Source organism: Streptomyces sp. NPDC049837, from assembly GCF_040674455.1.
In the GTDB taxonomy this organism is placed as follows: Bacteria; Actinomycetota; Actinomycetes; order Streptomycetales; family Streptomycetaceae; genus Streptomyces.
Genome location: NZ_JBFAMP010000012.1, coordinates 1 through 22,035, shown reverse-complemented (window position 1 = coordinate 22,035; position 22,035 = coordinate 1). Strand labels below are relative to the sequence as shown.

General features: G+C 72.9%; 20 protein-coding genes. 8 read left to right on the top strand and 12 right to left on the bottom strand.

Annotated features, from left to right (window positions below):
- Positions 1-109: 109 nt before the first annotated feature.
- Genes AB0J57_RS27955 through AB0J57_RS27945 form a run of 3 tightly spaced genes read right to left on the bottom strand, consistent with a single transcriptional unit; the run spans position 110 to position 4,145 of the window.
- Complete coding sequence (locus AB0J57_RS27955; RefSeq protein WP_366131101.1) at positions 110-1,444, bottom strand: AAA domain-containing protein; 1,335 nt, start codon at positions 1,442-1,444, stop codon at positions 110-112.
- Positions 1,441-3,030 (bottom strand): hypothetical protein, encoded by a 1,590-nt coding sequence (locus AB0J57_RS27950; RefSeq protein WP_366131100.1) that lies wholly within the window; start codon positions 3,028-3,030, stop codon positions 1,441-1,443. The genes AB0J57_RS27955 and AB0J57_RS27950 overlap by 4 nt, the downstream gene beginning before the upstream one ends.
- Positions 3,021-4,145 carry a hypothetical protein gene (locus tag AB0J57_RS27945; protein ID WP_366131099.1) on the bottom strand — a complete coding sequence of 375 codons (1,125 nt, stop codon included), beginning with the start codon at positions 4,143-4,145 and terminating at the stop codon, positions 3,021-3,023. The genes AB0J57_RS27950 and AB0J57_RS27945 overlap by 10 nt, the downstream gene beginning before the upstream one ends.
- A gap of 119 nt (positions 4,146-4,264) precedes the next feature.
- Here AB0J57_RS27945 and AB0J57_RS27940 point away from each other — a divergent pair, with 119 nt between their 5' ends.
- On the top strand, positions 4,265-4,861 hold the full coding sequence (locus AB0J57_RS27940) for a histidine phosphatase family protein (RefSeq protein ID WP_366131098.1): 597 nt from the start codon (positions 4,265-4,267) through the stop codon (positions 4,859-4,861).
- Here AB0J57_RS27940 and AB0J57_RS27935 read toward each other — a convergent pair.
- On the bottom strand, positions 4,858-6,186 hold the full coding sequence (locus AB0J57_RS27935) for a tetratricopeptide repeat protein (RefSeq protein WP_366131097.1): 1,329 nt from the start codon (positions 6,184-6,186) through the stop codon (positions 4,858-4,860). The two genes, AB0J57_RS27940 and AB0J57_RS27935, sit on opposite strands and share 4 nt — an antisense overlap.
- A 254-nt stretch (positions 6,187-6,440) precedes the next feature.
- Here AB0J57_RS27935 and AB0J57_RS27930 point away from each other — a divergent pair, with 254 nt between their 5' ends.
- The 3 genes from AB0J57_RS27930 to AB0J57_RS27920 all read left to right on the top strand — a co-directional run bounded on the left by AB0J57_RS27930 (position 6,441) and on the right by AB0J57_RS27920 (position 8,144).
- Positions 6,441-6,890, top strand: a complete 450-nt coding sequence (locus AB0J57_RS27930; protein ID WP_366131096.1) for a hypothetical protein — start codon at positions 6,441-6,443, stop codon at positions 6,888-6,890.
- Between the two features lie 153 nt (positions 6,891-7,043).
- Positions 7,044-7,910 (top strand): fused MFS/spermidine synthase, encoded by an 867-nt coding sequence (locus AB0J57_RS27925; RefSeq protein ID WP_366131095.1) that lies wholly within the window; start codon positions 7,044-7,046, stop codon positions 7,908-7,910.
- Between the two features lie 105 nt (positions 7,911-8,015).
- On the top strand, positions 8,016-8,144 hold the full coding sequence (locus tag AB0J57_RS27920) for a hypothetical protein (RefSeq protein WP_366131094.1): 129 nt from the start codon (positions 8,016-8,018) through the stop codon (positions 8,142-8,144).
- 11 nt (positions 8,145-8,155) lie between these two features.
- Here AB0J57_RS27920 and AB0J57_RS27915 read toward each other — a convergent pair whose 3' ends face one another.
- Complete coding sequence (locus AB0J57_RS27915) at positions 8,156-8,710, bottom strand: hypothetical protein (RefSeq protein ID WP_366131093.1); 555 nt, start codon at positions 8,708-8,710, stop codon at positions 8,156-8,158.
- A gap of 69 nt (positions 8,711-8,779) precedes the next feature.
- On the opposite strand from AB0J57_RS27915, the gene AB0J57_RS27910 reads away from it, so the two are divergent.
- The 3 genes from AB0J57_RS27910 (at position 8,780) to AB0J57_RS27900 (ending at position 12,585) form a co-directional block, all read left to right on the top strand.
- Positions 8,780-9,469, top strand: a complete 690-nt coding sequence (locus AB0J57_RS27910) for a response regulator transcription factor (protein WP_366131092.1) — start codon at positions 8,780-8,782, stop codon at positions 9,467-9,469.
- Between the two features lie 115 nt (positions 9,470-9,584).
- Positions 9,585-10,967 carry a HAMP domain-containing sensor histidine kinase gene (locus AB0J57_RS27905; RefSeq protein WP_366131091.1) on the top strand — a complete coding sequence of 461 codons (1,383 nt, stop codon included), beginning with the start codon at positions 9,585-9,587 and terminating at the stop codon, positions 10,965-10,967.
- Positions 10,968-11,115: 148 nt separating this feature from the next.
- Positions 11,116-12,585, top strand: a complete 1,470-nt coding sequence (locus tag AB0J57_RS27900) for a cellulose binding domain-containing protein (RefSeq protein ID WP_366131090.1) — start codon at positions 11,116-11,118, stop codon at positions 12,583-12,585.
- Positions 12,586-12,655: 70 nt separating this feature from the next.
- Here the strand turns inward: AB0J57_RS27900 and AB0J57_RS27895 are convergent, their stop codons facing one another.
- The 7 genes from AB0J57_RS27895 to AB0J57_RS27865 all read right to left on the bottom strand — a co-directional run bounded on the left by AB0J57_RS27895 (position 12,656) and on the right by AB0J57_RS27865 (position 20,524).
- Positions 12,656-13,474: a carbohydrate ABC transporter permease gene (locus tag AB0J57_RS27895; protein WP_366131089.1), complete on the bottom strand. Its 819-nt coding sequence runs from the start codon at positions 13,472-13,474 to the stop codon at positions 12,656-12,658.
- Positions 13,471-14,436, bottom strand: coding sequence for a sugar ABC transporter permease (locus tag AB0J57_RS27890; RefSeq protein ID WP_366131088.1), 966 nt, complete (start codon positions 14,434-14,436; stop codon positions 13,471-13,473). Before AB0J57_RS27890 ends, AB0J57_RS27895 begins: the two co-directional genes overlap by 4 nt.
- Before the next feature lie 5 nt (positions 14,437-14,441).
- Positions 14,442-15,740 carry an extracellular solute-binding protein gene (locus AB0J57_RS27885; protein WP_366131087.1) on the bottom strand — a complete coding sequence of 433 codons (1,299 nt, stop codon included), beginning with the start codon at positions 15,738-15,740 and terminating at the stop codon, positions 14,442-14,444.
- A gap of 86 nt (positions 15,741-15,826) precedes the next feature.
- The gene (locus AB0J57_RS27880; RefSeq protein WP_366131086.1) at positions 15,827-17,269 is read right to left on the bottom strand and encodes a GH1 family beta-glucosidase; all 1,443 of its coding nucleotides are present in this window, start codon (positions 17,267-17,269) and stop codon (positions 15,827-15,829) included.
- 71 nt (positions 17,270-17,340) lie between these two features.
- Positions 17,341-18,183, bottom strand: coding sequence for a carbohydrate ABC transporter permease (locus AB0J57_RS27875; RefSeq protein ID WP_366131276.1), 843 nt, complete (start codon positions 18,181-18,183; stop codon positions 17,341-17,343).
- 2 nt (positions 18,184-18,185) lie between these two features.
- Positions 18,186-19,133, bottom strand: a complete 948-nt coding sequence (locus tag AB0J57_RS27870) for a sugar ABC transporter permease (protein ID WP_366131275.1) — start codon at positions 19,131-19,133, stop codon at positions 18,186-18,188.
- 50 nt (positions 19,134-19,183) lie between these two features.
- On the bottom strand, positions 19,184-20,524 hold the full coding sequence (locus AB0J57_RS27865) for an extracellular solute-binding protein (protein WP_366131085.1): 1,341 nt from the start codon (positions 20,522-20,524) through the stop codon (positions 19,184-19,186).
- 339 nt (positions 20,525-20,863) lie between these two features.
- Here AB0J57_RS27865 and AB0J57_RS27860 point away from each other — a divergent pair, with 339 nt between their 5' ends.
- Complete coding sequence (locus AB0J57_RS27860) at positions 20,864-21,892, top strand: LacI family DNA-binding transcriptional regulator (protein WP_366131084.1); 1,029 nt, start codon at positions 20,864-20,866, stop codon at positions 21,890-21,892.
- Positions 21,893-22,035 lie beyond the last annotated feature (143 nt).

Genomic DNA, 22,035 nt, shown 5'->3' with positions numbered 1-22,035 from the left:
CGCTGCGAATCAGCCGCGCCCCAGGGGTGTGGGGGCGTCAGCCCCACGTCTGCACGCCCCGCCAGGGCCCGGGGCACAGCCCCGGTTTCGGGAAGGGGCGGGGTGCCGGTCACGGCTGCCACACCACGCGGTGCTCCGACAGGTGGGAGAGCACCGCGTGGTTGGCTTCCCAGCCGTCCGGGAACTTCACCGTCACGCCGAGCTGGACCGGCTCCGTCGAGGGATGCTCGTCCAGCAGATCGGCGACGCCCGCGCGGCACACGACGATGCAGGCGTGCCGGTGGCGGGAGGCCAGGACGCACAGGCGGCCGGTCTCCAGGTGGAAGGCCGTCGCGTCCGGGCGGCCCGACAGGGGGTGGAGGACGACCGTCACGTCGTACTCCCGCCCCTGGAGGCGGTTCGCCGTGTCGACCGTGACACCCGCCACGCCCAGCTCCGCGAGCGCCGCCCGTACCGCCGCCGCCTGGTCGCGGTGGGCCGTGCCGACGGCGATCCGGTCGGGCCCCACCGGTACGGGGGCCTCGGCGCGCTCGCTGGTCGCCGCCCCGCCCCGGTCCAGGAGCCGCCGCACCACCAGGGCCACCGCCCGTACCGCCTCCGGGTCGGTGCGCGGGGTGTGCCGGGCGGGCAGCTCCAGCAGGCCCCAGCCCGACTCGGCCGCCTCGTCCAGGACCCGGTCCGGGCCCGAACCGTCCGACGGCACCCCGAAGGCCAGCCGCCGGTCGCCGGGGCCCGTCCCGCTGCGGAACGGCGTGTACGGGTAGAACGCGTCCGACACCAGCGGCGCGGCCGACGCCGGCAGCCGCCAGGACACTGGCAGCCGGTGCTGCGGCAGGTCCGGGTTGTGCGCCAGCAGCGTCGAGACCGCGCTCGCGGACGGGTCGTACGACAGGCCCGCCCACTGCTCCGCGCCGACCACGCTGAACGGGTCCAACTGCCCCGGGTCGCCCACGAAAAGCGCCCGCTCGAACAGCCCCGCCACCGCCAGCAGCGCGTCCGACCGCATCTGGTACGCCTCGTCGACGATGGCGTGCCCCCACGGCTCGACGCCCTTCACGTGCGCCCACTTCGCGGCCGTCGAGATCACCACGTCCAGCCCGGCCAGGTCCGCCGCCTTCGCCGACTTCCGTACGTTGCCGAGGTCGTCGAGCGCCTTGTCGTACGGGTCCGAGTCGTTGCTGTGCAGCCGGCCCACCGGCAGCTCCGGCTCCTTCTCGGCGAGCCGCAGCACCAGGTCGTCGACCTGCGCGTTCGTCTGGGCGACCACCATCAGGGGCCGGCCGGCCGCCGCCAGCTCCAGCGCGGCACGCACGACGAGCGTGGACTTGCCGGCGCCCGGGGGCGAGTCCACCACGACGCCCCGGGCCTCGCCGTGCAGCGTGTCGGCGAGGATGCCGCGGGTCGCCCCGGCCGCCTCGGCGGAAGGATCGAAGGCCAAGGTCACAGCAGGTCCTCCGGGGTCACGGCATCAGGGGCTTCCACCGCATCGGGGCGGGGCGGGCCGCCGTGCGTCCACGGCGTCTCCTCCGGGTCCGGGAGCTTCGGCCCCACCCGCTGGTCGTGCTCGAACAGCGTCCACACCACCCGGTCGCCCTTCTCCGGTACGGAACCTTCGGCCGGTTCCTTGGAACGGCCCATCCGGTCCAGCAGCCGCAGCACCGGCGACCCGTCCTCCTCGTACCGCACGAACTCCGCGCTCTGCGGCTTGCCGTCCAGCGAGCGGTACACCTTCACCCGCTCGCCCAGGTGCGGCCGGTCGTCCGTCCGCACCGTCAGCAGCGGCCGGGGCGAGGGCCGCTTCGACTCCGTCCAGGCCATCGTCACGTCCACCACCTCGGCCACGAACGCCTCGCCCGCAAGCCGCCGCCCCGCCATCACCAGCGGGTCGTCCAGCGCCTCCTGCGCCTCCAACTGCGCCTGCGCGCTCTCCCGCGCGGCCAGCTTGTTCGCCGCCGTCACGGCGTCGTCCCGGCGCGGCTGCGGCGGCTCGCCCGCCCGCACCCGGTCCCGGTGGCCGGTGAACGACCAGCGGTCGCGGGTCCACCGGTCCGCCACGCGCGCGCCCGGCGGCAGCTCGCGCAGCAGCCCGATCGCCCGCCACATGGCGTGCCAGGTGGGCTGGAGCTGCGTCAGGATCAGCCGCCGGATCTCCCGCTCGGCCCGGTGCAGCTCGCCCAGCCGCTCATCGGCCGCCTCCCCGTCCTCCGCCGACGCCAGGGCCTGCCGCGCCCGGTCGTACCGCTCGATCGCGGGCGCCAGCAGCCGGTTGTCGAACGCCGGGTCGGTCGCCGGACCGGCCGGCGGGCACAGCAACTGCCCCTCCCGGTCCCGCGCCAGCTCGGCCCGCAGCGCCGCCTCCGCCCCGGACTCCCCGGCCTGGGGGTCGATCCAGGCGAGCAGCGCACCCAAGTGCTGGTCCTCCAGCGACGACTGGCCGGTCGCCCAGTGCCGGTTCAGCAGGTCGGTGGCCGCCAGCAGCAGCGACGAGCCCGGCACCCGCGCCCGCTCCCCGTAGTGCGTCAGCCACCGGCCGAGCAGCGGCACGCGCGGCGGCGCCGGGAACGGCGTCTCCGGGTCCTGCTCGGCCGTGCGGCGGAACCGCATCGACCGGCCGAGCAGCCGTACGTACTCGACACCCGCGCGGCTCGGCACGACGAGCTGCGGCGCGTCCGCGCACAGCTCCACCTCGACCTTGACCTTCTTGCCGGTCTCCGGGTCGGTCTCGTTCCGCTCCGCCGCCTCGACGTCGTCCGCGTACCCCTCGATGTGCGGCAGGACCGCCTCGGCCAGGTCCGCGAGGAACCCGAACCGCAGGTCCCGGTCGCGCGGCTGCGGCACGACCAGCAGCCGGGGCTCCTCCGGGTCCGTCCCCACCAGCGCCCCCAGCGGCGCACCGGCCTCACCGGCGGTCGTCAGCGGTACGAGGACGAGGGGCCGCTCCGACAGGTGCCGGTGCCGCACGGTGGCCAGCGGCTGGGCCCGCCCGGACTCGACGGCCTCCAGCCTCGCGAGCGTGGAGATCAGCGACATGCGCCCACCGCCTCCAGGGACTCCGCCCGCAGCGCCGCCGCCCGCCGCAGCGCCGACACCGTCGGGTCGTCCGGGTCACCGGACTCGCCGCGCGCCGCCGCCAGCACGGCGCCGACCGTCGTCAGCCCGCCCAGCTCGCCGCGCACCGAACGCCCCAGCGCCTCCACCGCGCCCGCCGCGCGCGCCCGGTCCCGGCAGTGGAACGCCAGCTCGCACGCCGCCAGGCAGTCCGGCGCGTACGCGTGCGGTACCGCCTCCACCGCCGCCGCGAGCTGCTCCGCCGAGCACGCCTCCACATCGAAGCTCACCCCGTCGGGCAGCGCCGCCGCGATGTCCTCGACCCGGGTCAGGCGGGCGAGCTGCCGCCGTGTGACGGACAACTGCTTGCGTACGTCGACGACCGAACCGGTCGGCTGGTTGGAGAAGTCCTTGGGGCACACCAGCAGCACCGAGTGCGCCACCCGGGCGCCGTCCGTGAGGGCCGCGACCCGCTCCAGCGCCAGCACGTACACCGCGGCCTGCCGGGCCGCCGCGCCCACCTTCGCCGCGTCCGCCGAACCGTCGATCATCGGGAACGACTTGATCTCCACGACCGTCCACCGGCCGTCCGGGTGCACCACGACCGCGTCCGGCTCCAGATACGCGGGCGAACCGGCCACCTCCAGGGCCAGCATCGGGTGGTCCAGCAGCGCCCACGCCCCGGCCGCCGTCGCCTCCCGCAGCGCCAGCGCCGTCCGCGCCGCTCGGCCCTCGGGCCCGGCCGCCGCCAGGTCGGGGACCCGGACCTCCCCGGGCTCGGCCACGCCCAGCAGCCGCATCAGCTCCATGCCGCCGTCGGCCTTCACCTTCGCCTCGAAGGCATTGCCCCGCATGAACGCGAACTGCGACTGGCCGAAGCCCGACGGCGCCCCGAGCGCCGACGCCAGCGCGGCCTTGTCGACCCCGGCGCCGTCCAGCAGCGCCCGGCGCCGGCAGCCGGGATTGGCGGCCAGCGCCGCCAGCGCACGGGCGTCCAGCGGACGCGGCGCGGTGGCCGGTCCGCGCAGCTCGGCGAGCTGGTGCCGCAGTGTCGTGTGCGGACGCCGAACCGGTCCGCTGCCCAGGGATTCGCTCACCCGCGGAAGTCTCGCATCCGGCACTGACAACGGGGGACCGGACGCCCGCCCTCCAGGGCGGCGGAGCCCGTGCGCGATGATGGACGGACACCCCTCGCGAGACTTTCAGGAGAGCCCCCATGGCACCGCGGATCCTGCTCGCCCGGCACGGTCAGACCGAATGGTCGCTGCTGGGCAAGCACACCGGCAGGACAGACATACCGCTGCTGGAGGAGGGCCGCCGGGGCGCGAAGCTGCTCGGCGAACGGCTCCACCGCGGGCCCTGGGACGGCCTGGACGGTGTCGAGATCCGTACGAGCCCGCTGGCACGCGCGCGTGAGACCTGCGAACTGGCCGGCTTCGGCGACCGCGCCGAGCGCTGGGACACGCTGATGGAGTGGGACTACGGCGCGTACGAGGGCATGACGCCCGCCGAGATCAAGGCGATCAAGCCTGACTGGTTCATCTGGCGCGACGGCGTGCCGGAGGGGGAGACCCTGGCGCAGCTCTCCGCCCGCGCGGACGAGGTCGTGGAGTGGGCGCGCTCGGCCGACCGTGACGTCCTGGTCTTCGCACACGGCCACATCCTGCGCTCCATCGCGGCGCGCTGGCTGGGCGAGGACGTGTCGTTCGCGGCCCGTGTCCGCCTCGACCCGACGAGCCTGTCCGCCCTCGGCTGGGCGTACGGGGACCCCGCGATCGAACGCTGGAACGACACGGGCCACCTGGAGGGTTAGACCACGGCGGCGTGGCGGGCCAGGAAGGACGCCACCGCCGGGCCGGCCTGATGCGGGGCGAGCAGCCGGACCGTCTCGGCCAGCATCGCGCGGATGCGGCTCGACTGGACCTCGTCCAGCAGGTCCAGGACCCGTTCACCGGCCGCCGCGGCCTCTTCCGGGGAGCCGCCGCGTGCCAGGTCGGTCGCGAGCTGGGCGCGGTACAGCGCCAGGTTGCGGGTGAAGTGCGGGTTCTGGAGGACGATCGCCCGGTGCGCGTGCCGGGCGGCGCGCGACCAGTCGCCGAGGGCGGACCAGCACTGGGCCTCCAGCGCCTCCAGCTCCGGTTCGCCGAAGAACGACATCCACTCGGGGTCGGCGTCGCCCGGGCCGCGCCCGAACAGCGTGTGCGCCCGGCCCAGGGCCTCTTCGCACGCGGCCCGGTCGCCAAGGCCCGCCCAGCCGCCCGCCTCCCGCAGCGTCAGCAGGGCCAGCAGCCGGGGCGAGGACAGGTGCTTGCCCGCGCGCTGCCCGGCCTGCGCCGCCCGTACCGCCTCCCGGTACCGGCCCGCGTCCCTGGCCAGGAACGACGTGTTGGAGAAGGCGTGCGCCTCCAGGGCGGGATCACCCGCCACGCGCGCGGTGGCCAGGGCTTCCGCGTAGTGCGAGCGGGCGTCCTCCAGCCGGCCCGAGTCGTGTGCCAGCCACCCCACCGAGAGCGCCAGCTCACCGGCGCCCGCGTGCATCCGGTCGGTGGTCGACTGGCGGGCCGCCGTCCCGGCGTCGAGCAGCGCGTAGGCGCTGCGCAGCGGCTCGGCGGCCATCCGGTACAGCCGGTCGGCGCCGTGCCGGTCGTCGAGCAGCCGGATCCGTCGCACCGCCTCCTCGACGGCGTTCACCTCGGTCTCGCCGAACCTGCCGCCGGCGCGCGGCGCGGGGACGGCGCCGCCGAGGCCGAGCGAGGCGGCCGCCAGGGTGGCGGTGCCGCTCGTCATGAATGCGCGACGCAGCACGTCGCTCTCCTCATCGTTCCGGATGGTGTTCTGTGGCGCCGGTGCGGCGGCGGCCGCGGCACGCGCCCCCCGGCCGCGTACCCGCTCCCGCGCGGTGAACCCCAGGTCAGTCAGGGACAGTCCGGGGAACATGTGCAGGAACACCCGCTCGTACGCGTAGTTGGGGCAGCGGATCTCGCCCGATTCCACGCGCCCGATGTAGCGGGCGTCGCACGCCACCTGTTCGCCGATCTCCCGGGCGGCCCGGCGGACCGCGGCCGCGAACTCCCCCGCGGAGCGCTGCCCGCGCAGTCGGCGGAAGGCGAGATTGGGAACTGCCCGTGACGTCGCCATGGCCGAGCCCTCTCCTGCGTACTGCACTGCCGTTGTTCCGGCGGGGCAAGAACGTACCTGCTGTGACGGTCCGGCTACGCGGTGTTTGGCTACAAACGGGATATCTCACCCACGATCCGCCATGAACTGCCATCCTTTGCGGCGGCGTGCCGCCGTAGCCGTTGACGCGCATGGGCGTTGAACCATGTGGAGAGACGCAACGTGTCTCCATACGGGGACTCGAGCGAGGAGGGGACCCCTTGTTGGAGGTCGGCATGCAGGCGAACCCGCAATCCGGCGGTGCGTCAGGGACCACCGCGCAGCACTGGCCCACACCCGACGCGAGCGCCCCGCCCGGGGGCGAGCCCTGTGATCTGGTGACCGTCCCGGCCCGGCAGGGCCTGGAAGCAGTCGACATCCTGCGGCGCGGCGGCGCCCCCCTCGTCGGACCCGTGCTGCACGACGGGTCGTGCGACACCCTCGGCTTCCTGGTGCCGCCGGGCACCGCCGCCGGCTGGGACATGCCGGGCAGCGCCTGCACCCAGACCTCCGGGCGAGGCCTGCGGGTCCCTCCCCTCCCCGGCGCCCAGCCGGAGCCCCCCGTCTCCGGCACCGGCTGGCTGCTGCCCCCGACCGACACCGGCCCGGTCACCGACCCCGTGGTGCTGCGCGAGGCGCTCGGCGAGGCCGCCCGCCTGATCGAGGCCGCCGACAACTGCCGTTAGGCACACCCTCCGCCCGCCCGGCCGGTCGCCCCGCCGGGCCGTTCGCGCGTGCCCGGCGCACCGGAGAGACGGCACGGCCGGCCCGGCACGGTCCTGCGCGGTCGCACGGTCGGCCCGGACCGGGCTCCGGGGCGGAGCGCCGATAATGGGCGGATGGCAAGGAACAAGCGGCGCGGACGTGCGGCGGCGGCCGAGGCCGTCGTCGAGACCGTCGCCGGCGGGGTCGCCGAACTCATACCCGACCCGGAGCGCGCACGGGCCTGGACGCTGCTCATCGACGGGGCGCCCCAGTCGCACGTGGACCTCGACGACCCGGCCCGGCTGAGCTTCGCGTACCAGCGGCGGCTCGGCCACGTCGCCGACCTCGTCGCACCGCCCGGCCGGCCGCTCCAGGTGGTCCACCTCGGCGGCGGCGCCTTCACCCTCGCCCGGTACGTGGCCGCCACCCGGCCCCGCTCCACCCAGCAGATCGTCGAGCTCGACGCGCCCCTCGTCCAGCTCGTGCGCCGTGAACTGCCGCTCGATCCGGGCGCCCGCATCCGGGTGCGCAGCACCGACGCCCGCGCCGGGCTCGGCAAGGTGCCGGACGGCTGGGCGGACCTGGTCATCGCCGACGTCTTCAGCGGCGCCCGCACCCCCGCGCACCTCACCAGCGCGGAGTTCCTCACCGAGGTGCGGCGCGTCCTGGCGCCCGGCGGGCACTACGCCGCCAACCTCGCCGACGGGCCGCCGCTGGCGCATCTGCGCGGCCAGGTCGCCACCGCCGCCGCCGTCTTCCCCGAGCTGGCGCTCGCCGCCGACCCGGCCGTGCTGCGCGGGCGCCGCTTCGGCAACGCCGTACTCGTCGCCTCCGGCACCGCCCTGCCGGTCGCCGAGCTGACCCGCCGGGTCGCCACCGATCCGCATCCGGGAAGGGTCGAGCACGGGCGAGGGCTGACCGACTTCACGGGCGGGGCGGTCGCGGTCACCGACGCGAGCGCCAAGGACTCACCCGTACCACCCGCCTCGGTGTTCCAGTGAGGGTTCCGGTAAAGGTCACGTCCGCATGCTGGACGTTTCCTTGCCGCTGATGAGACGCCGTGGCGAAAATCGGTCAATTGTCACCGATGGCAGAGAGAGGCACTCATGGGTACGCATGTCCATGTTCGCGTCCACCAGGGCATGGGCGTCTCCGAAAGCGGGGAGCTCATCGAGCACTACCACTGCCGCTGCGGCGCCACCTGGACGAAGTCGTACCAGGTCGAGGAGGACTGAGCGCCCGGCGCTCAGCGCTCACGCTCCTCGATCTGCACCGTCGGCGCGTGGTCGTGCCACGTGCAGAACACGTCGATCTCCTTGCCGTCCCTGCTGAACGTCACGCGGATGTATGTCGGCTGCTTCCACACCTGCATCTGCCAGCCCGACGCCGGGGTCGCCGAGACCAGCTCGGCGGACGAGGCGCCGATGTCGAAGGCCACCCGGCCGCCGTCGACCGTGTAGCTCTTCACATCGCCGGTGCTCGCGGGCGGCGTGCTCGGCGGCGGTGACGACCGGCGCGACGGGGTGGCCGACGGCTCGCGGTCCGGAGCGGCGGAGGACGCCGGGGGCGGCGTGGGACTCGGCGGCGGGGACGGCTTCGGGCGCCGCGTGGAGGAGGCCTGCGGCGCCACGCTCGGCGTCGTCGTCGCCGGGCGGTCGGCCGTGATCGGCAGGGCGCGCGGCGGATCGTACGCCGTCCCGGCCATCACCGTGTGCACGCCCCACCACGACAGAGTGACCGCCGCGCCCGTGGCGAGCGACCACGCCATGGCATGTACGAGTCCTCTACGCATCCGGGCCATCCTGCACCACACGCCCCAGAGGTCAACACCGGTCCCCCTCATTCCGCCGTATGGCGTACGGTGCCGCCCATGGCAAGTGTGCTCGTGGTCGAGGACGACCAGTTCGTGCGCTCCGCCCTCATCCGGCACCTGACCGAGGCCTCCCACACCGTACGGAGCGTCGGCACGGCACTGGAGGCGCTGCGCGAGGTCGCCCATTTCCGCTTCGACGTCGTCATCCTGGACCTCGGACTGCCCGACCTGGACGGTTCCGAGGCGCTGAAGATGCTGCGCGGCATCACCGACGTACCCGTGATCATCGCCACCGCGCGGGACGACGAGGCCGAGATCGTCCGGCTCCTCAACGACGGCGCCGACGACTACCTCACCAAGCCGTTCTCGGTGGAGCACCTGTCCGCCCGGATGGCCGCCGTGCTGCGCCGCTCCCGTGCGGCCGCCGGCGAGGCGCCCCCCACCAGCGTCCTCCAGGTCGGCGGCCTCACCGTCGACCCGCTGCGGCGCCAGGCGGAACTGGACGGGGCACGGCTGGACCTGACGCGCCGGGAGTTCGACCTGCTGGCCTTCCTGGCCGCACGGCCCGGCGTGGTCGTCCCGCGCAAGGAACTGCTCGCCGAGGTGTGGCAGCAGTCGTACGGGGACGACCAGACCATCGACGTACATCTGTCATGGCTGCGGCGGAAACTGGGCGAAACGGCCGCCAAGCCCCGCTACCTGCACACCCTCAGGGGTGTGGGGGTCAAGCTGGAGCCGCCGCTGTGAGCGTCGCACGCGCGGCCGCCGGGCCGCTGGGGGCACCTCCCACGCCGAAGGCTGTGGGGGAGACCGAGAAAGCCGCACCTCTGCGCCGCGCGGGCGGAGAAGCGAGCCGAGTACGGTGAGGTGGGCGCTCGTCAAGGTGGCGCTGGCCGTCACGGTGATGGTCGTGGTGGCGTTCGCCGTGCCGCTCGGGCTCGTCATCAAGGAGATGGCCCGCGACCGGGCCTTCACCAACGCCGAACGGCAGGCCGCCGCCATCGGCACATCCCTGTCCATCACCACCGACCGCGCCCAGCTCGACCGGGCCGTCGCCTCCACCCAGGCGGGCGCCGCCGGGCACCTGGCCGTGCACATCCCGGCGTCCGCGGGAGCCGAGCCCATGGAGATCGGCACCGGCCGGGCCACCGCGAAGGACCTGGCCACCGTCCAGCGCGTACCGCGCGCCTCCATCACCGAGGTCCCCGGCGGCTACGCCCTGCTCCAGCCGACCGCCATCAGCACCGGCCAGATCGCCATCGTCGAGGTGTACGTCCCCGAGGGCGAGGTCACCAACGGCCTCGCCACCGCCTGGCTGATCCTCGCCGGGGTGGGCGTCGCGCTGGTCGTCGGCTCCGTCGCCGTCGCCGACCGGCTCGGCATCCGCATGGTGCAGCCCGCCCAGCGGCTCGCCCACGCCGCCCACGACCTGGGCGAGGGCAGGCTCGGCGCCCGCGTACCCGAGGACGGGCCCGCCGAGCTGAAGTCCGCCGCCATCGCCTTCAACTCCATGGCCGACCAGGTCGTCCAGCTCCTCGCCAACGAACGCGAGCTCGCCGCCGACCTCTCCCACCGGCTGCGCACGCCCCTGACGGTGCTGCGCCTCAACGCCGCCTCTCTCGGCGACGGGCCCGCCGCCGACCAGACGCGGGCGGCCGTGGAGCAGTTGGAACGCGAGGTCGACACCATCATCCGCACGGCCAGGGAGGCCAAGCCGCAGACCCAGGCGACCGGTCCGGGCGCCGGGTGCGACGCCTCCGAAGTCGTACGCGAACGCATGGACTTCTGGTCCGCGCTCGCCGAGGACGAGGGCCGCAAGGTGCGCCTGGCGGGCGTCGACCGGCCCGTCCGGATACCGGTCGCCCGCCCGGAGCTGGTCGCCGCGCTGGACGCACTGCTCGGCAACGTCTTCCGGCACACCCCGGAGGGCACCGCCTTCTCGGTGGACGTCCACAACGGCGACGACGCCGTCATCATCCTCGTCTCGGACGCGGGGCCCGGCATCGCCGACCCGGAGGCCGCCCTGGCGCGCGGCAACAGCGGGGCGCGGGACGGCTCGACGGGCCTCGGGCTGGACATCGTGCGGCGGGTCGCCGAGTCGACCGGCGGCGACGTCCGCATCGGGCGCTCGGTCCTCGGCGGTACGGAGGTCCGCGTGTGGATCGGGCTGGACGGGCGGCGCGCCACGACGGAGGGGCGGCGGCGCGGGCGCGGGGTGAGCCGGCGTCGCCGTGCCCATCAGTGAATGTCCATCATTAATCGGCTCCCATGGCTTCCTTAAGCGGAACCTAAGTTCCTCAACCACCGTCCCGTAGTGGACATTTGTCCGTTTCCGGCTCGCTAGCGTGCTGCCGCACCACCACCCCCCACAGCAGTACGGAGGCAGGCACGCGATGGGCAGCACGGGCAGCAGGGCCACACACCGGCGCAGGGCGAGCGGCAGGACCAAGGCGATCGGCGCGGTCGTGGCGGCCGGGGTGATCGGCGGCGCGGCGTTCGCGTTCACCGGCACCGCGCAGGCGGCGGCCGTCGGCGCCGCGTACACCAGGACCAGCTCCTGGGACGGCGGTTACACCGGCCAGTACGTCATCACCAACGAGACGGACAAGGCCCAGTCGGACTGGACCCTCGAATTCGACCTGCCCGCCGGCACGAGGATCGGCTCCCTGTGGAACGGCGACCACACCGTGGACGGGCAGCACGTCACCGTGACGCCCGCGAGCTGGAACAAGGAGCTGGCCCCCGGCGCCTCCGTCACGGTCGGCTTCGTCACCAGCGCGGCGGGCAAGCCGGGCGACCCGGTGAAGTGCCTCATCGACAAGGCGACGTGCTCGGCCGACGCCGGGCCCACACCCCAGCCCAGCGGCCGCCCGACGGAACAGCCCAAGCCCACGCCCACTCCCACACCCACCCCGACGACGACCGCGAAACCCACCACACCCGCGCCCACCCCGCCGCCCGCACAGGGACCGGCCGCCCGGTTCGCCCCGTACGTCGACACCTCCCTCCACCCCGCGTACGACCTGCTCGACACCGCGGCCAAGACGGGCGTGAAGGAGTTCAACCTCGCCTTCATCACCTCCGGCGGCTCCTGCGCACCCCTGTGGGGCGGGGTCACCGACCTGGCGAGCGACAAGGTCGCCGCACAGATAGGCGCCCTGCGCGCCAAGGGCGGTGACGTGCGGGTGTCGTTCGGCGGCGCGGCGGGCCACGAGCTGGCGCTCAACTGCGCCACGGCCGCCGACCTCGCCAAGGCGTACGGCAAGGTCGTCGACCAGTACAAGCTCACCAAGGTCGACTTCGACGTCGAGGGTGCGGCCCTGCCCGACACCGCGGCCAACACCCGCCGCGCCCAGGCCATCGCCCAGCTCCAGAAGTCCCACCCGGGCCTGGACGTGTCCTTCACCCTGCCCGTCATGCCCGAGGGACTGACCCAGCCGGGCGTGGACCTGCTCGCCGACGCCAAGAAGAACGGCGTGAAGATCGACGCCGTCAACATCATGGCGATGGACTACGGCCCGGCGTACAGCGGCGACATGGGCCAGTACGCCATCCAGGCCGCCACCGCCACACAGGCGCAGCTCAAGGGCGTCCTCGGGCTCTCCGACGCGGCCGCCTGGAAGACCGTCGCCGTCACCCCGATGATCGGCGTCAACGACGTCACCACCGAGATCTTCAGGGTCGACGACGCCACGCAGCTCGTCGACTTCGCGAAGTCCAAGGGCCTCGGGTGGCTGTCCATGTGGTCCGCGACCCGCGACAAGCAGTGCGCGGCCGGGGCCGTGAACCACGCGGACGCCACGTGCAGCTCGATCCTCCAGCAGCCGCTGGCCTTCACCAAGGCGTTCGCCGCCTACAACTGACCACCTGCCGAGCGCTCCGGCCGGGCCCGCCCCCCACCCGGCCGGAGCGCACCCCACCCCGGCTCCCGGCTCAGCCCTTCACCGCGCCCTGCATGATGCCGCCGACGATCTGCCGGCCGAAGACCACGAACGCGAGCAGCAGCGGCAGCGTGCCCAGCAGCGCGCCCGCCATGATGACCGACTGGTCGGGGATGTAGCCGCGGCCGAGGGACGTCAGCGCCACCTGGACCGTCGGGTTGCTCTGGGTGAGGGCGATGATCGGCCAGAAGAAGTCGTTCCAGGCCATCACGAACGTCAGCATGGCCAGCACCGCCATCGCGGGCCGGGCCGCCGGGAAGACGACGTGCCACACCACCCTGAGGCCGCCCGCGCCGTCCACCCGGGCCGCCTCGATCAGCTCGGTGGGCAGCGCCCGCACCAGGTACTGGCGCATGAAGAACACCCCGAAGCCGCTCACCAGCGCGGGCAGGACCACGGACTGGAGCCGGTCCGTCCACGACAGCTCGGCGACCAGCATGAACAGCGGGACGACACTGAGCTGCGGCGGCACCGTCATCGTGCCGATCACCAGCAGCAGGAGCACGTTCTTGAAGCGGAACCGCAGCTTGGCGAAGGCGAAACCGGCGAGCGTGGAGAACAGGACCGTGCCCGCCGCGACCGTGCCCGCCACGATCGTCGTATTGAGCAGCGCCAGGCCCATGTTCGCGTCGGTCCAGGCGATGCCCAGGTTCTTGAGGAGATTGCCGCCGAACCAGAAGGGCGGCGGTGTCTGTGCCAGCCGGCCGTTGCTGCTGGACGCCGCGATCGCCGTCCACACGAGCGGGAACAGCGACAGCACGGCGAAGACGACGAGCACGGCGTACGTCAGCCGGCCTGGACGAGCCCTCAACCCGACCTCCTCCTCCGGTACGCGTTGATCAGTGCGACGGCCGCCCCGAGGAGGACGAGGATCAGGAACATCGCCCACGCGATCGCCGAAGCACGGCCCAGGTGCAGGTTCACCCACCCCTGCTCGTACAGGTACAGGCCCAGCGTCTGGAACTGGTGCTCCGAGCCGCCCGTCGCGCCCGCGCTGCCGTTGAACAGCAGCGGCTCCCCGAACAACTGGGTGGCGCCGATCGTCGACACGACGCAGGTGAACAGGATCGTCGGCCGCAGCGACGGCACGGTGACGTGCACGAACTGCCGCCACCGTGACGCGCCGTCCAGCGCCGCCGACTCGTACAACTCGTCGGGCACCGCCTGCATCGCGGCGAGGTAGATCAGCGCGTTGTAACCCGTCCACCGCCAGATGACGATCGTCGACACCGCGATCTGCGAGGTCCACCGGCCGTTCTGCCAGTCCACCGGGTCGATGCCGACGAGCCCCAGCGCCCAGTTGACGAACCCGAAGTCCCGGCCGAACAACAGCACGAACACGAGCGTCGCGGCGGCGACGGACGTGGCGTACGGGGTGAGGGCGACGACGCGGAAGAACATCGACCCGCGCAGCCGGTGGTGGAGCAGGTGCGCGATGCCGAGGGCCATCAGCAACTGCGGGACGGTGGACAGCAGGCCGATGGTGACCGTGTTCCGCAGCGCGTTCCAGAAGAACTCGTCCTCCAGCAGGCGGGAGAAGTTGCGCAGCCCCACCCACTCCATGTCGGTGGGCGCGGTCAGCTCCACCCGGTGCAGCGAGGCCCAGCCGGTGTACAGGAGCGGGAAGAGCCCGAACGCGGCGAAGAGGACGAAGAACGGCGCGATGTACGCGTACGGGCTCCACCGCGCGCTCCACCGGTGCGTGCGCCCGCGCGGGGCGATCCGCTCCACGCGGGGCTCGGGCAAGGGGGTCGTCGTCGTGTCGCTCGCCATGGCGCTCACAGGTCCAGTGCGTTGTCGATGGTCCTGACCGCCGCGTCCCAGCCGTCCTCGGGCCGCCGGCCCTTCTGGTCGACCTGGAGCATGCCCACGTCGGCCAGGTTCTGCGCGATGACCAGGTCCTTCGGGCCGAGGACCGTCACCGGGACGCCCTGGGCGGCGCGGGTGTAGATCCGGCCGATCGGGGCGTCGCCGAAGTACGGGTGCCTCGCCTCCGCGACGGCCGGGAGGGCGTGGGCGGCGGACGCGCTGGGGAAGCTGCCGCGCCGCTGGAACAGCCTGGCCTGCTGCGCGGGCGCCGTCAGCCAGGCCGCCAGCCGCGCCGCCTCCGCCCGGTGCTCGCCCGACTTCGGTACGACAAGGAAGGAGCCGCCCCAGTTGCCGGGCCGGGGCGCGGCGGCCACGTCCCACTTGTCCTCGCCCGCCGCGCCCGCCTTGTCCTCGATGTAGCCGAGCATCCAGGCGGGGCAGGAGACGGTGGCGAAGGTGCCGTTCGCGAACGCCTGGTCCCAGGCGGGCGTGAACTGCTGGAGCCGGGCCGTCAGCCCCTCGGTCGCGAACGAGGCGGCGATGTCCCACGCCTCGCGCACGGCCGGGTTCGTCTTGTAGACGACGGTGCCGTCCTCGTCGTAGTACCGCCGGGCACTGCTGCCGGTGATGGCCGACAGGACGCCCGAGGCCGAGTCGGTGAACGCGGTGCCCGCCGGGGCCTTCGCCCGGTACCGCTTGCCCGTCTCCAGGAACTTCCGCCAGTCGCCCGCCCACAGCCGGCCCACCGCCTCCCGGTCGGTGGGCAGCCCGGCCCTGGCGAAGAGGTCCCTGCGGTAGCAGATGCCCTGCGGCCCGATGTCGGTGCCGAGCCCGACCGTGCGGCCGTCCCTGGTGGTGGCCTGCGCCCACTTCCACGGCAGGAAGTCCGCCCGGCGCACCCCGGGCGCCCTGCCCAGGTCCTCCAGCTTGTCCGCCTGGGTGGCGGTGACCTCCGCGATGTTGATCGCCTCGACGGCCTGGATGTCGGCGAGGCCGCTGTCACTGACGAGGTGGGTGAGGAGCTGCGGGTAGTAGTTCTCGTTGCGCTGGATGGACGTCTGCTTGATGACGACGTCCTTGTGCAGCCTCATGTACTCGGCGTAGAGCCCGGCCTCCTCGTACCCGAACGTCCCGAACAGGCCCACGGTCAGCGTGGTCCGGCCGGCCGGGTCGCCGTGGGCGCAGCCGGCGGCCGGGGCCGTGCCGAGCGCCACGACGGCCGCGAGGAGCAGGGCCCGTCCCCGGAACCGGCGGATGTGTGCGCGCATGAGCCGATTCTGTACGCAAACGGGGGCGCGACGCGCCGAGGCCCCGGGGCCCGTCCGGGGCCCCGGCCTGAACCCACCGGTGCCGGTTACGCCCCGTCGAGTGCGGGCAGTTCACCGGAACGGGCCACGCGCGCGTACCAGTGGGCCGTCGACTTCGGCGTACGCCGCTGGGTCTCGTAGTCGACGTGCACCGCGCCGAACCGCTTGGCGTAGCCGTACGCCCACTCGAAGTTGTCCAGCAACGACCACAGGAAGTACCCGCGCACGTCCGCCCCGTCGGAGATCGCCCGGTGCACCGCGTCCAGGTGGCCGTGCACGTACGCGAGGCGCTCCGGGTCGTGGACCGAGCCGTCGGCGGTGACCTCGTCCTCGTACGCCGCGCCGTTCTCGGTGATCAGCAGCGGCAGGCCCGGGTGCTCACCGGCCACCCGCAGCAGCAGGTCGTACAGGCCCGTCGGGTCGACCGCCCAGCCCATCGCGGTCCGCTCGCCGGGCGGCTGGTGGAAGGCGACGTCCTCCGAGCCCGGCCAGGGGGAGTACGCGCCGGCGCCGTGGCCGTCGTCGCGGGGCGCCTCGACGCCGTCGCGGGCCGCCGCCACCACCGTGGGCGTGTAGTAGTTGATGCCCAGGGTGTCCAGGGGCTGGTTGATGTCGGTGAGGTCTCCGGGGCGGATGAACCCCCAGTCGGTGAGGTGGGCGGTGTCCCGCAGCAGGTCGTCCGGGTAGGCGCCCTTCAGCATGGGCCCGAGCCAGATCCGGTTGCCCACCGCGTCGATCCGCCGCACCGCGTCCAGGTCCTCCGGCGCCGGGGTGAGCGGCCGCAGCTCGTGCAGGTTGAGCGACACGGACACCTCCGCGCGCGGCGGCAGCGCGGCGCGCAGCGCCTGGACCGCCAGCCCGTGCCCCAGGTTCAGGTGGTGGGCGGCGCGCAGGGCGGCGACCGGGTCGGTGCGCCCGGGGGCGTGGACGCCGGAGCCGTACCCGAGGAAGGCGCTGCACCAGGGCTCGTTGAGGGTGGTCCAGCGGCCGACGCGGTCACCGAGCGCCCCGGCGACGATCCGGGCGTACTCGGCGAACCGCTCGGCCGTGGCCCGGTGCGGCCAGCCGCCCGCGTCCTCCAGCTCCTGCGGCAGGTCCCAGTGGTACAGCGTCAGGACCGGCTCGATGCCGTGCGCGAGCAGGTCGTCCACCAGCCGGCGGTAGAAGTCCAGGCCCTTCCGCACGGCGGGTCCCCGCCCGGTCGGCTGCACCCGCGACCAGGACACCGAGAAGCGGTACGCGCTCAGCCCCAGGTCCGCCATGAGCCGTACGTCGTCACGGAACCGGTGGTAGTGGTCGACCGCCACATCGCCCGTATGGCCCTCGAAGACCTTCCCGGGCGTACGGGAGAAGGTGTCCCAGATGGACGGGGTACGGCCGTCCTCGGCCGCCGCCCCCTCGATCTGATAAGCGGCGGTGGCCGCGCCCCACAGGAAACCGGGCGGAAACCGGCGGGTCGCCGTGAGCGGCAGGGAATCGGACGCAGTCATACGGGAGCGCTCCCAACGCAGAAGGGGATGGTACGTACGGAATCGACCGCGCGCGGTCAGCTCTTGACCGGTCAGTTCTTGACCGCGCCGGAGGTGATGCCCCCCACGATGTGCTTGCCGAGCACCGCGAACACCAGCAGCAGCGGCAGGGTGGAGAGCAGCGCGCCGGTCAGCACGATCGCCTGGTTGACGGTGTGGTTCCCCGAGCCGAGCCCGGCCAGCGCCACCTGGAGCGTCGGATTGCCGTCCGGCGTCAGCGCGATGAACGGCCAGAAGAAGTCGTTCCAGGCCTGGACGAAGACCAGCATGCCCAGCACGGCCATGGCGGGCCGCGCCACCGGGAAGACGACGTGCCAGATGATCCGCAGGCTGTGCGCCCCGTCCACCCGCGCCGCCTCCACCAGCTCCACGGGCAGCGCCTCCAGCAGGTACTGGCGCATGAAGAACACCCCGAACGCCGCCACCAGCGACGGCAGCACCACCGACTGGAGCTGGTCCACCCACCCAAGGTCCGTGATGATCCGGTACAGCGGGATGACACTGAGCTGCGGCGGGATCGCCATCGTCGCCACGACGAGGGCCAGCAGGGCGTTACGGCCCCGGAACGGCAGTTGGGCGAAGGCGAAACCGGCGAGCGTGGAGAAGGCCACCGTCGACACCGCCACCAGCCCGGCCACCACCGTGGTGTTGACGAGCGCCTCGCCCATGTCCACCTGGTTCCAGGCGAAGGTGAGGTTGTCGAGGAGGTGCGGCCCCGGCAGCAGTGGCGCCGGGGCCTCCACGACCCGCTCACCGGTGTGCGAGGCGGCGACGAGGTTCCAGTACAGCGGGAAGAGCGAGACCAGGGCGGCCAGCCCCAGCAGGACGTACGTCAGCGGCCCCGCGTGGCGCTGACGCCCCGCCACCTGCTTCATCTTCACGCCGTCTCCCTGTTCAGCCTGGCGATGAGCAGCCGGATGGCGCCGATCAGCAGCAGGATCAGCAACATCACCCACGCGATGGCCGACGCCTGCCCCAGCGCCCCCGTCATCCAGCCCTTCTCGTACATCAGCAGGCTCAGCGTCTGGAACTGGTTGCCGCTGCCACCGCTCACCCCGAGGCTCCCGCCGTACAGCATCGGCTCACCGAACAACTGGGTCGCACCGATCGTGGAGACGACGATGGTGAACAGGATGGTCGGACGGATCGACGGAATGGTCACACTGACGAACTGCCGCCAGCGCGAAGCCCCGTCCAGCGAGGCGGCCTCGTACAGGTCCTGGGGCACGGCCTGCATGGCGGCGAGGTAGATGAGCGCGTTGTAGCCGGTCCACCGCCAGATGACGATCACCGAGATCGCGACCTGGGCCGGCCACTTGGACGATTCCCAGTCGACCGGCTCGAACCCGGCCCACCCCACAACGGTGTTGATCAACCCGTAGTCAGCGTTGAAGAGCTGGGCGAAGACCAGCGTCGCGGCGGCGATCGACGTCGCGTACGGCGCCAGCACCGCGACCCGGAAGAACCCTCGGCCCCGCAGTCGGTAGTTGAGCAGGTGGGCGAGCCCCAGCGCCATCAGCAACTGCGGGACGGTGGAGATGACGCCGATGGTGAACGTGTTCGCCAGCGCGTTCCAGAAGAAGTCGCTGTCCCACAGCCCGGTGTAGTTGCCGAAGCCACGCCACTCCGCCTCCCCGCCCAGCTCCACGCGGTGCAGCGAGAGCCAGCCCGTGTAGATGAGCGGGAAGAGCCCGAAGGCCGCGAAGCAGAGGAAGAACGGCGAGACGAACGCGTACGGGGACGCCTTGAGGTCCCACCGGTAGAGGCGACTGCGCCAGTCGCCCCCGGGGGTCCTGCGGGCGATAGGTGGATCGGGCGGTGACACGGGGTCGGCCGCCGCGCGGACGGAGGTGGCCACGGGGGCGTCCTTCCAGGTCACCGGTCGATCTTGTCCTCGATCAGTTTCTTGACGTTCTCCCAGGCCGCGTCCGGCGACGTCCCGCGCTGCTCGATGTCGAGGATGCCGTTGTCGGTGATGAACGTCTTCACCTGGCCGTCGTAGCGGCTGACCGGCGCGGGCGTGATCCCGGCCGCGGCCTGCGAGTAGATCTTGCCGACGGGCGTGTCACCGAAGTACGGGATCCTGGCGTTCTGCACGGTCGCCGAGGCGAGCGTCTCCTTGGTGGACGGGATGTTCCCGTTGACGCCGAACACCTTGGCGTGCTGCTCGGGCGCCGTCAGCCAGGCGGCGAGCTTGGCGGCCTCCTCCGCGTGCTTGCCGGCCTTCGGTACGGCGAGGAAGGAGCCGCCCCAGTTGCCGGCGACCGGCGGGCTCGCGATGTCCCACTTGCCCTTGTTGGCCGGTCCGGCCTGGTCCTTGATGATGCCGGTCATCCAGCTCGGGCAGGCCACGGTGGCGAACCGGGAGTTCTTGAACCCGGCGTTCCAGGTGCCCTTCTCGTCGAACTGCCGCAGCTTGGCGGTGATGCCGCCCTGTGCGGCCTCGACCGCCAGGTCCCAGGCTTCGCGGACACCGGGGCTGTTCTCGTAGTCGAGCTCGCCCTCGGCGTTGGCGTACTGCTGCGGCTGGCTGGAGAGCACGGCGTTGAACAGGCCGCTCGCGGAGTCGTGGAACGCGGTCCCGGCCGGGGCGTTCTTCCGGTACGTCTTGCCGGTGGCGACGAACTTCGCCCAGTCGCCCGCCCACAGCTTGGCGACCTCGGTGCGGTCGGTGGGGAGCTTGGCCTTGGCGAAGAGGTCCTTGTTGTAGCAGATGGCCATCGGCCCGATGTCCGTCCCGAGGCCGATGACCTTGCCGTCGGCCGTCGTCGCCTGCTTGACCTTCCAGTCGAGGAAGGCGGAGGTGTCCGCGCCGCCGGTCCTGGACAGGTCCACCCACTTGTTCGCCATGGTGGGGCCGATGGCCTCGGCGATGTAACCGACCTCGATGGCCTGGATGTCGGCGAGGCCGCTGTTGCGGGAGAGGCGCAGTTTCAGCGTGTCCCAGTACTTCTGGCCGTCGGCGACGTTCGACTCGACGATCGTGACGTGCGGGTTGAGCTTCTCGTACTCGGCGTAGAGCTTGGCGCCGTTCTTGTTGTCGTAGCCGAAGGAACCGAAGGTTCCTATGCGCAGGGTGATCTTCTCGTCGCCGGTGGCCCCGCCGGAGCCACCGGCGTCGCCGCTGCAGCCGGTGATCAGGGCGGCGCCGGCGATGAACGCCGCGACGGCCGCGGATGCGGGGCGGCGGCCGCGCGTACTGCTGGAAGTGCGCATTCCACTCTCCTCGTCCAGGTGGTGGGAGCGCTCCCACTCGCCGGAAGATTGCTGCCTGCCGGGTGCGGGTGTCAAGGCGCGTGCACAAAGTCGCCGGTGGCGGGGAGAGGGGCTGTGGCTTTAGGGTGGGAGCGCTCCCATGACGGGTTTACGAACCGGTACTCCCGCTCGGCGCCCGGGAGGGGCACCCTCTAGGTTGACGACAGTCACTGGCTTTCGAGTTCGATGTCCGGTGTCCGATGTTTCGATACTCGAGGTTCGATACTCGAGGTTCGATGCTCAAGGTTCGTGCTCAAGGTTCGTGCTCAAGGTTCGTGCTCAAGGTTCGATGGGAGACCGATGGCGGTGAGCGGACGGCAGACCGGCAGGCCCACGCTGGAGGAGGTCGCGGCCCGGGCGGGCGTCGGGCGCGGCACCGTGTCCCGGGTGATCAACGGTTCGCCGCGGGTCAGCGACCGGGCGAAGGAGGCGGTCGGCCAGGCCATCGCCGAGCTGGGGTACGTCCCCAACCGCGCCGCCCGCGCACTGGCCGGCGCCCGCACGGACGCCATCGCCCTGGTGATACCCGAGACCGAGGCCCGCCTGTTCGCCGAGCCCTACTTCCTCGACATCATCAGGGGCGTCAGCGCCGAGCTCGCCGACGCCGACATGCAGCTCCTGCTGACGCTGATCCGGTCCAGCAAGGAGCGGCAGCGGTTCGAGCAGTACCTGTCCGCCCAGCGGGTGGACGGCGTGCTGCTGGTCTCCATCCACGGGGACGACCCGCTGCCGGACCTCGCACGGGAACTGGGCCTGCCCGCCGTGCTGAACGGCCGCCGTTCCGGCGACGAGCCCGGGGCCTACGTCGACTCCGACAACGTGGGCGCCGGCCGCTCGGCCGTCGACCACCTCACCGGGCGGGGCCGCCGCCGGATCGCGACCATCACGGGACCGCTCGACATGTACGTGGCGCGCTGCCGCCTCGACGGCTACCGCCAGGGCGTCGAAGCGGCGGGCCTCCCGGCCGACGACCGGCTGGTCGCCGCCGCCGACTTCACCGAGGAGGGCGGCCGCAGCGCCATGCGGGAGCTGCTGGACCGCTGCCCCGACGTGGACGGCGTCTTCGCCGCCTCGGACGTCATGGCCGCGGGCGCCCGGAGCGTGCTGCGCGAGGCGGGCCGGCGCGTCCCCGACGACGTGGCGCTCATCGGCGTCGACGACTCGGCGGTGGCCCGCCTCATGGACCCGCCGCTCACGAGCGTGCGTCAGCCGATCGAGGAGATGGGCCGCCGCATGGCCCGCGTACTGCTCCAGGAGATCACCGGCACCGGCACCGAGCCGAGCCAGGTCATCCTGCCGACGGCCCTGGTGGTCCGCGACTCGACGTGACGCGGGGGTGGGGCTTCTCGGGGTGGGCGCCCCTTGACGGTCACCGTGTGGGCCGCCCTCTCTCCGAGTGTGGCGGGCTCCGGCGTCCCCTCAAGGGCGCTTCGCGTCGGCTTCGCCGATGGGCTTCGCCCACCCTTGACCGG

Coding starts and splice junctions, on each gene's coding strand:
- AB0J57_RS27890 (WP_366131088.1), bottom strand. CDS start 14,436: ATGGCGAGCGACACGACGACGACCCCCTTGCCCGAGCCCCGCGTGGAG.
- AB0J57_RS27940 (WP_366131098.1), top strand. CDS start 4,265: ATGGCACCGCGGATCCTGCTCGCCCGGCACGGTCAGACCGAATGGTCG.
- AB0J57_RS27880 (WP_366131086.1), bottom strand. CDS start 17,269: ATGACTGCGTCCGATTCCCTGCCGCTCACGGCGACCCGCCGGTTTCCG.
- AB0J57_RS27935 (WP_366131097.1), bottom strand. CDS start 6,186: ATGGCGACGTCACGGGCAGTTCCCAATCTCGCCTTCCGCCGACTGCGC.
- AB0J57_RS27900 (WP_366131090.1), top strand. CDS start 11,116: ATGGGCAGCACGGGCAGCAGGGCCACACACCGGCGCAGGGCGAGCGGC.
- AB0J57_RS27875 (WP_366131276.1), bottom strand. CDS start 18,183: ATGAAGCAGGTGGCGGGGCGTCAGCGCCACGCGGGGCCGCTGACGTAC.
- AB0J57_RS27925 (WP_366131095.1), top strand. CDS start 7,044: ATGGCAAGGAACAAGCGGCGCGGACGTGCGGCGGCGGCCGAGGCCGTC.
- AB0J57_RS27860 (WP_366131084.1), top strand. CDS start 20,864: ATGGCGGTGAGCGGACGGCAGACCGGCAGGCCCACGCTGGAGGAGGTC.
- AB0J57_RS27885 (WP_366131087.1), bottom strand. CDS start 15,740: ATGCGCGCACACATCCGCCGGTTCCGGGGACGGGCCCTGCTCCTCGCG.
- AB0J57_RS27950 (WP_366131100.1), bottom strand. CDS start 3,030: ATGTCGCTGATCTCCACGCTCGCGAGGCTGGAGGCCGTCGAGTCCGGG.
- AB0J57_RS27910 (WP_366131092.1), top strand. CDS start 8,780: ATGGCAAGTGTGCTCGTGGTCGAGGACGACCAGTTCGTGCGCTCCGCC.
- AB0J57_RS27930 (WP_366131096.1), top strand. CDS start 6,441: ATGCAGGCGAACCCGCAATCCGGCGGTGCGTCAGGGACCACCGCGCAG.
- AB0J57_RS27915 (WP_366131093.1), bottom strand. CDS start 8,710: ATGGCCCGGATGCGTAGAGGACTCGTACATGCCATGGCGTGGTCGCTC.
- AB0J57_RS27920 (WP_366131094.1), top strand. CDS start 8,016: ATGGGTACGCATGTCCATGTTCGCGTCCACCAGGGCATGGGCGTCTCC.
- AB0J57_RS27865 (WP_366131085.1), bottom strand. CDS start 20,524: ATGCGCACTTCCAGCAGTACGCGCGGCCGCCGCCCCGCATCCGCGGCC.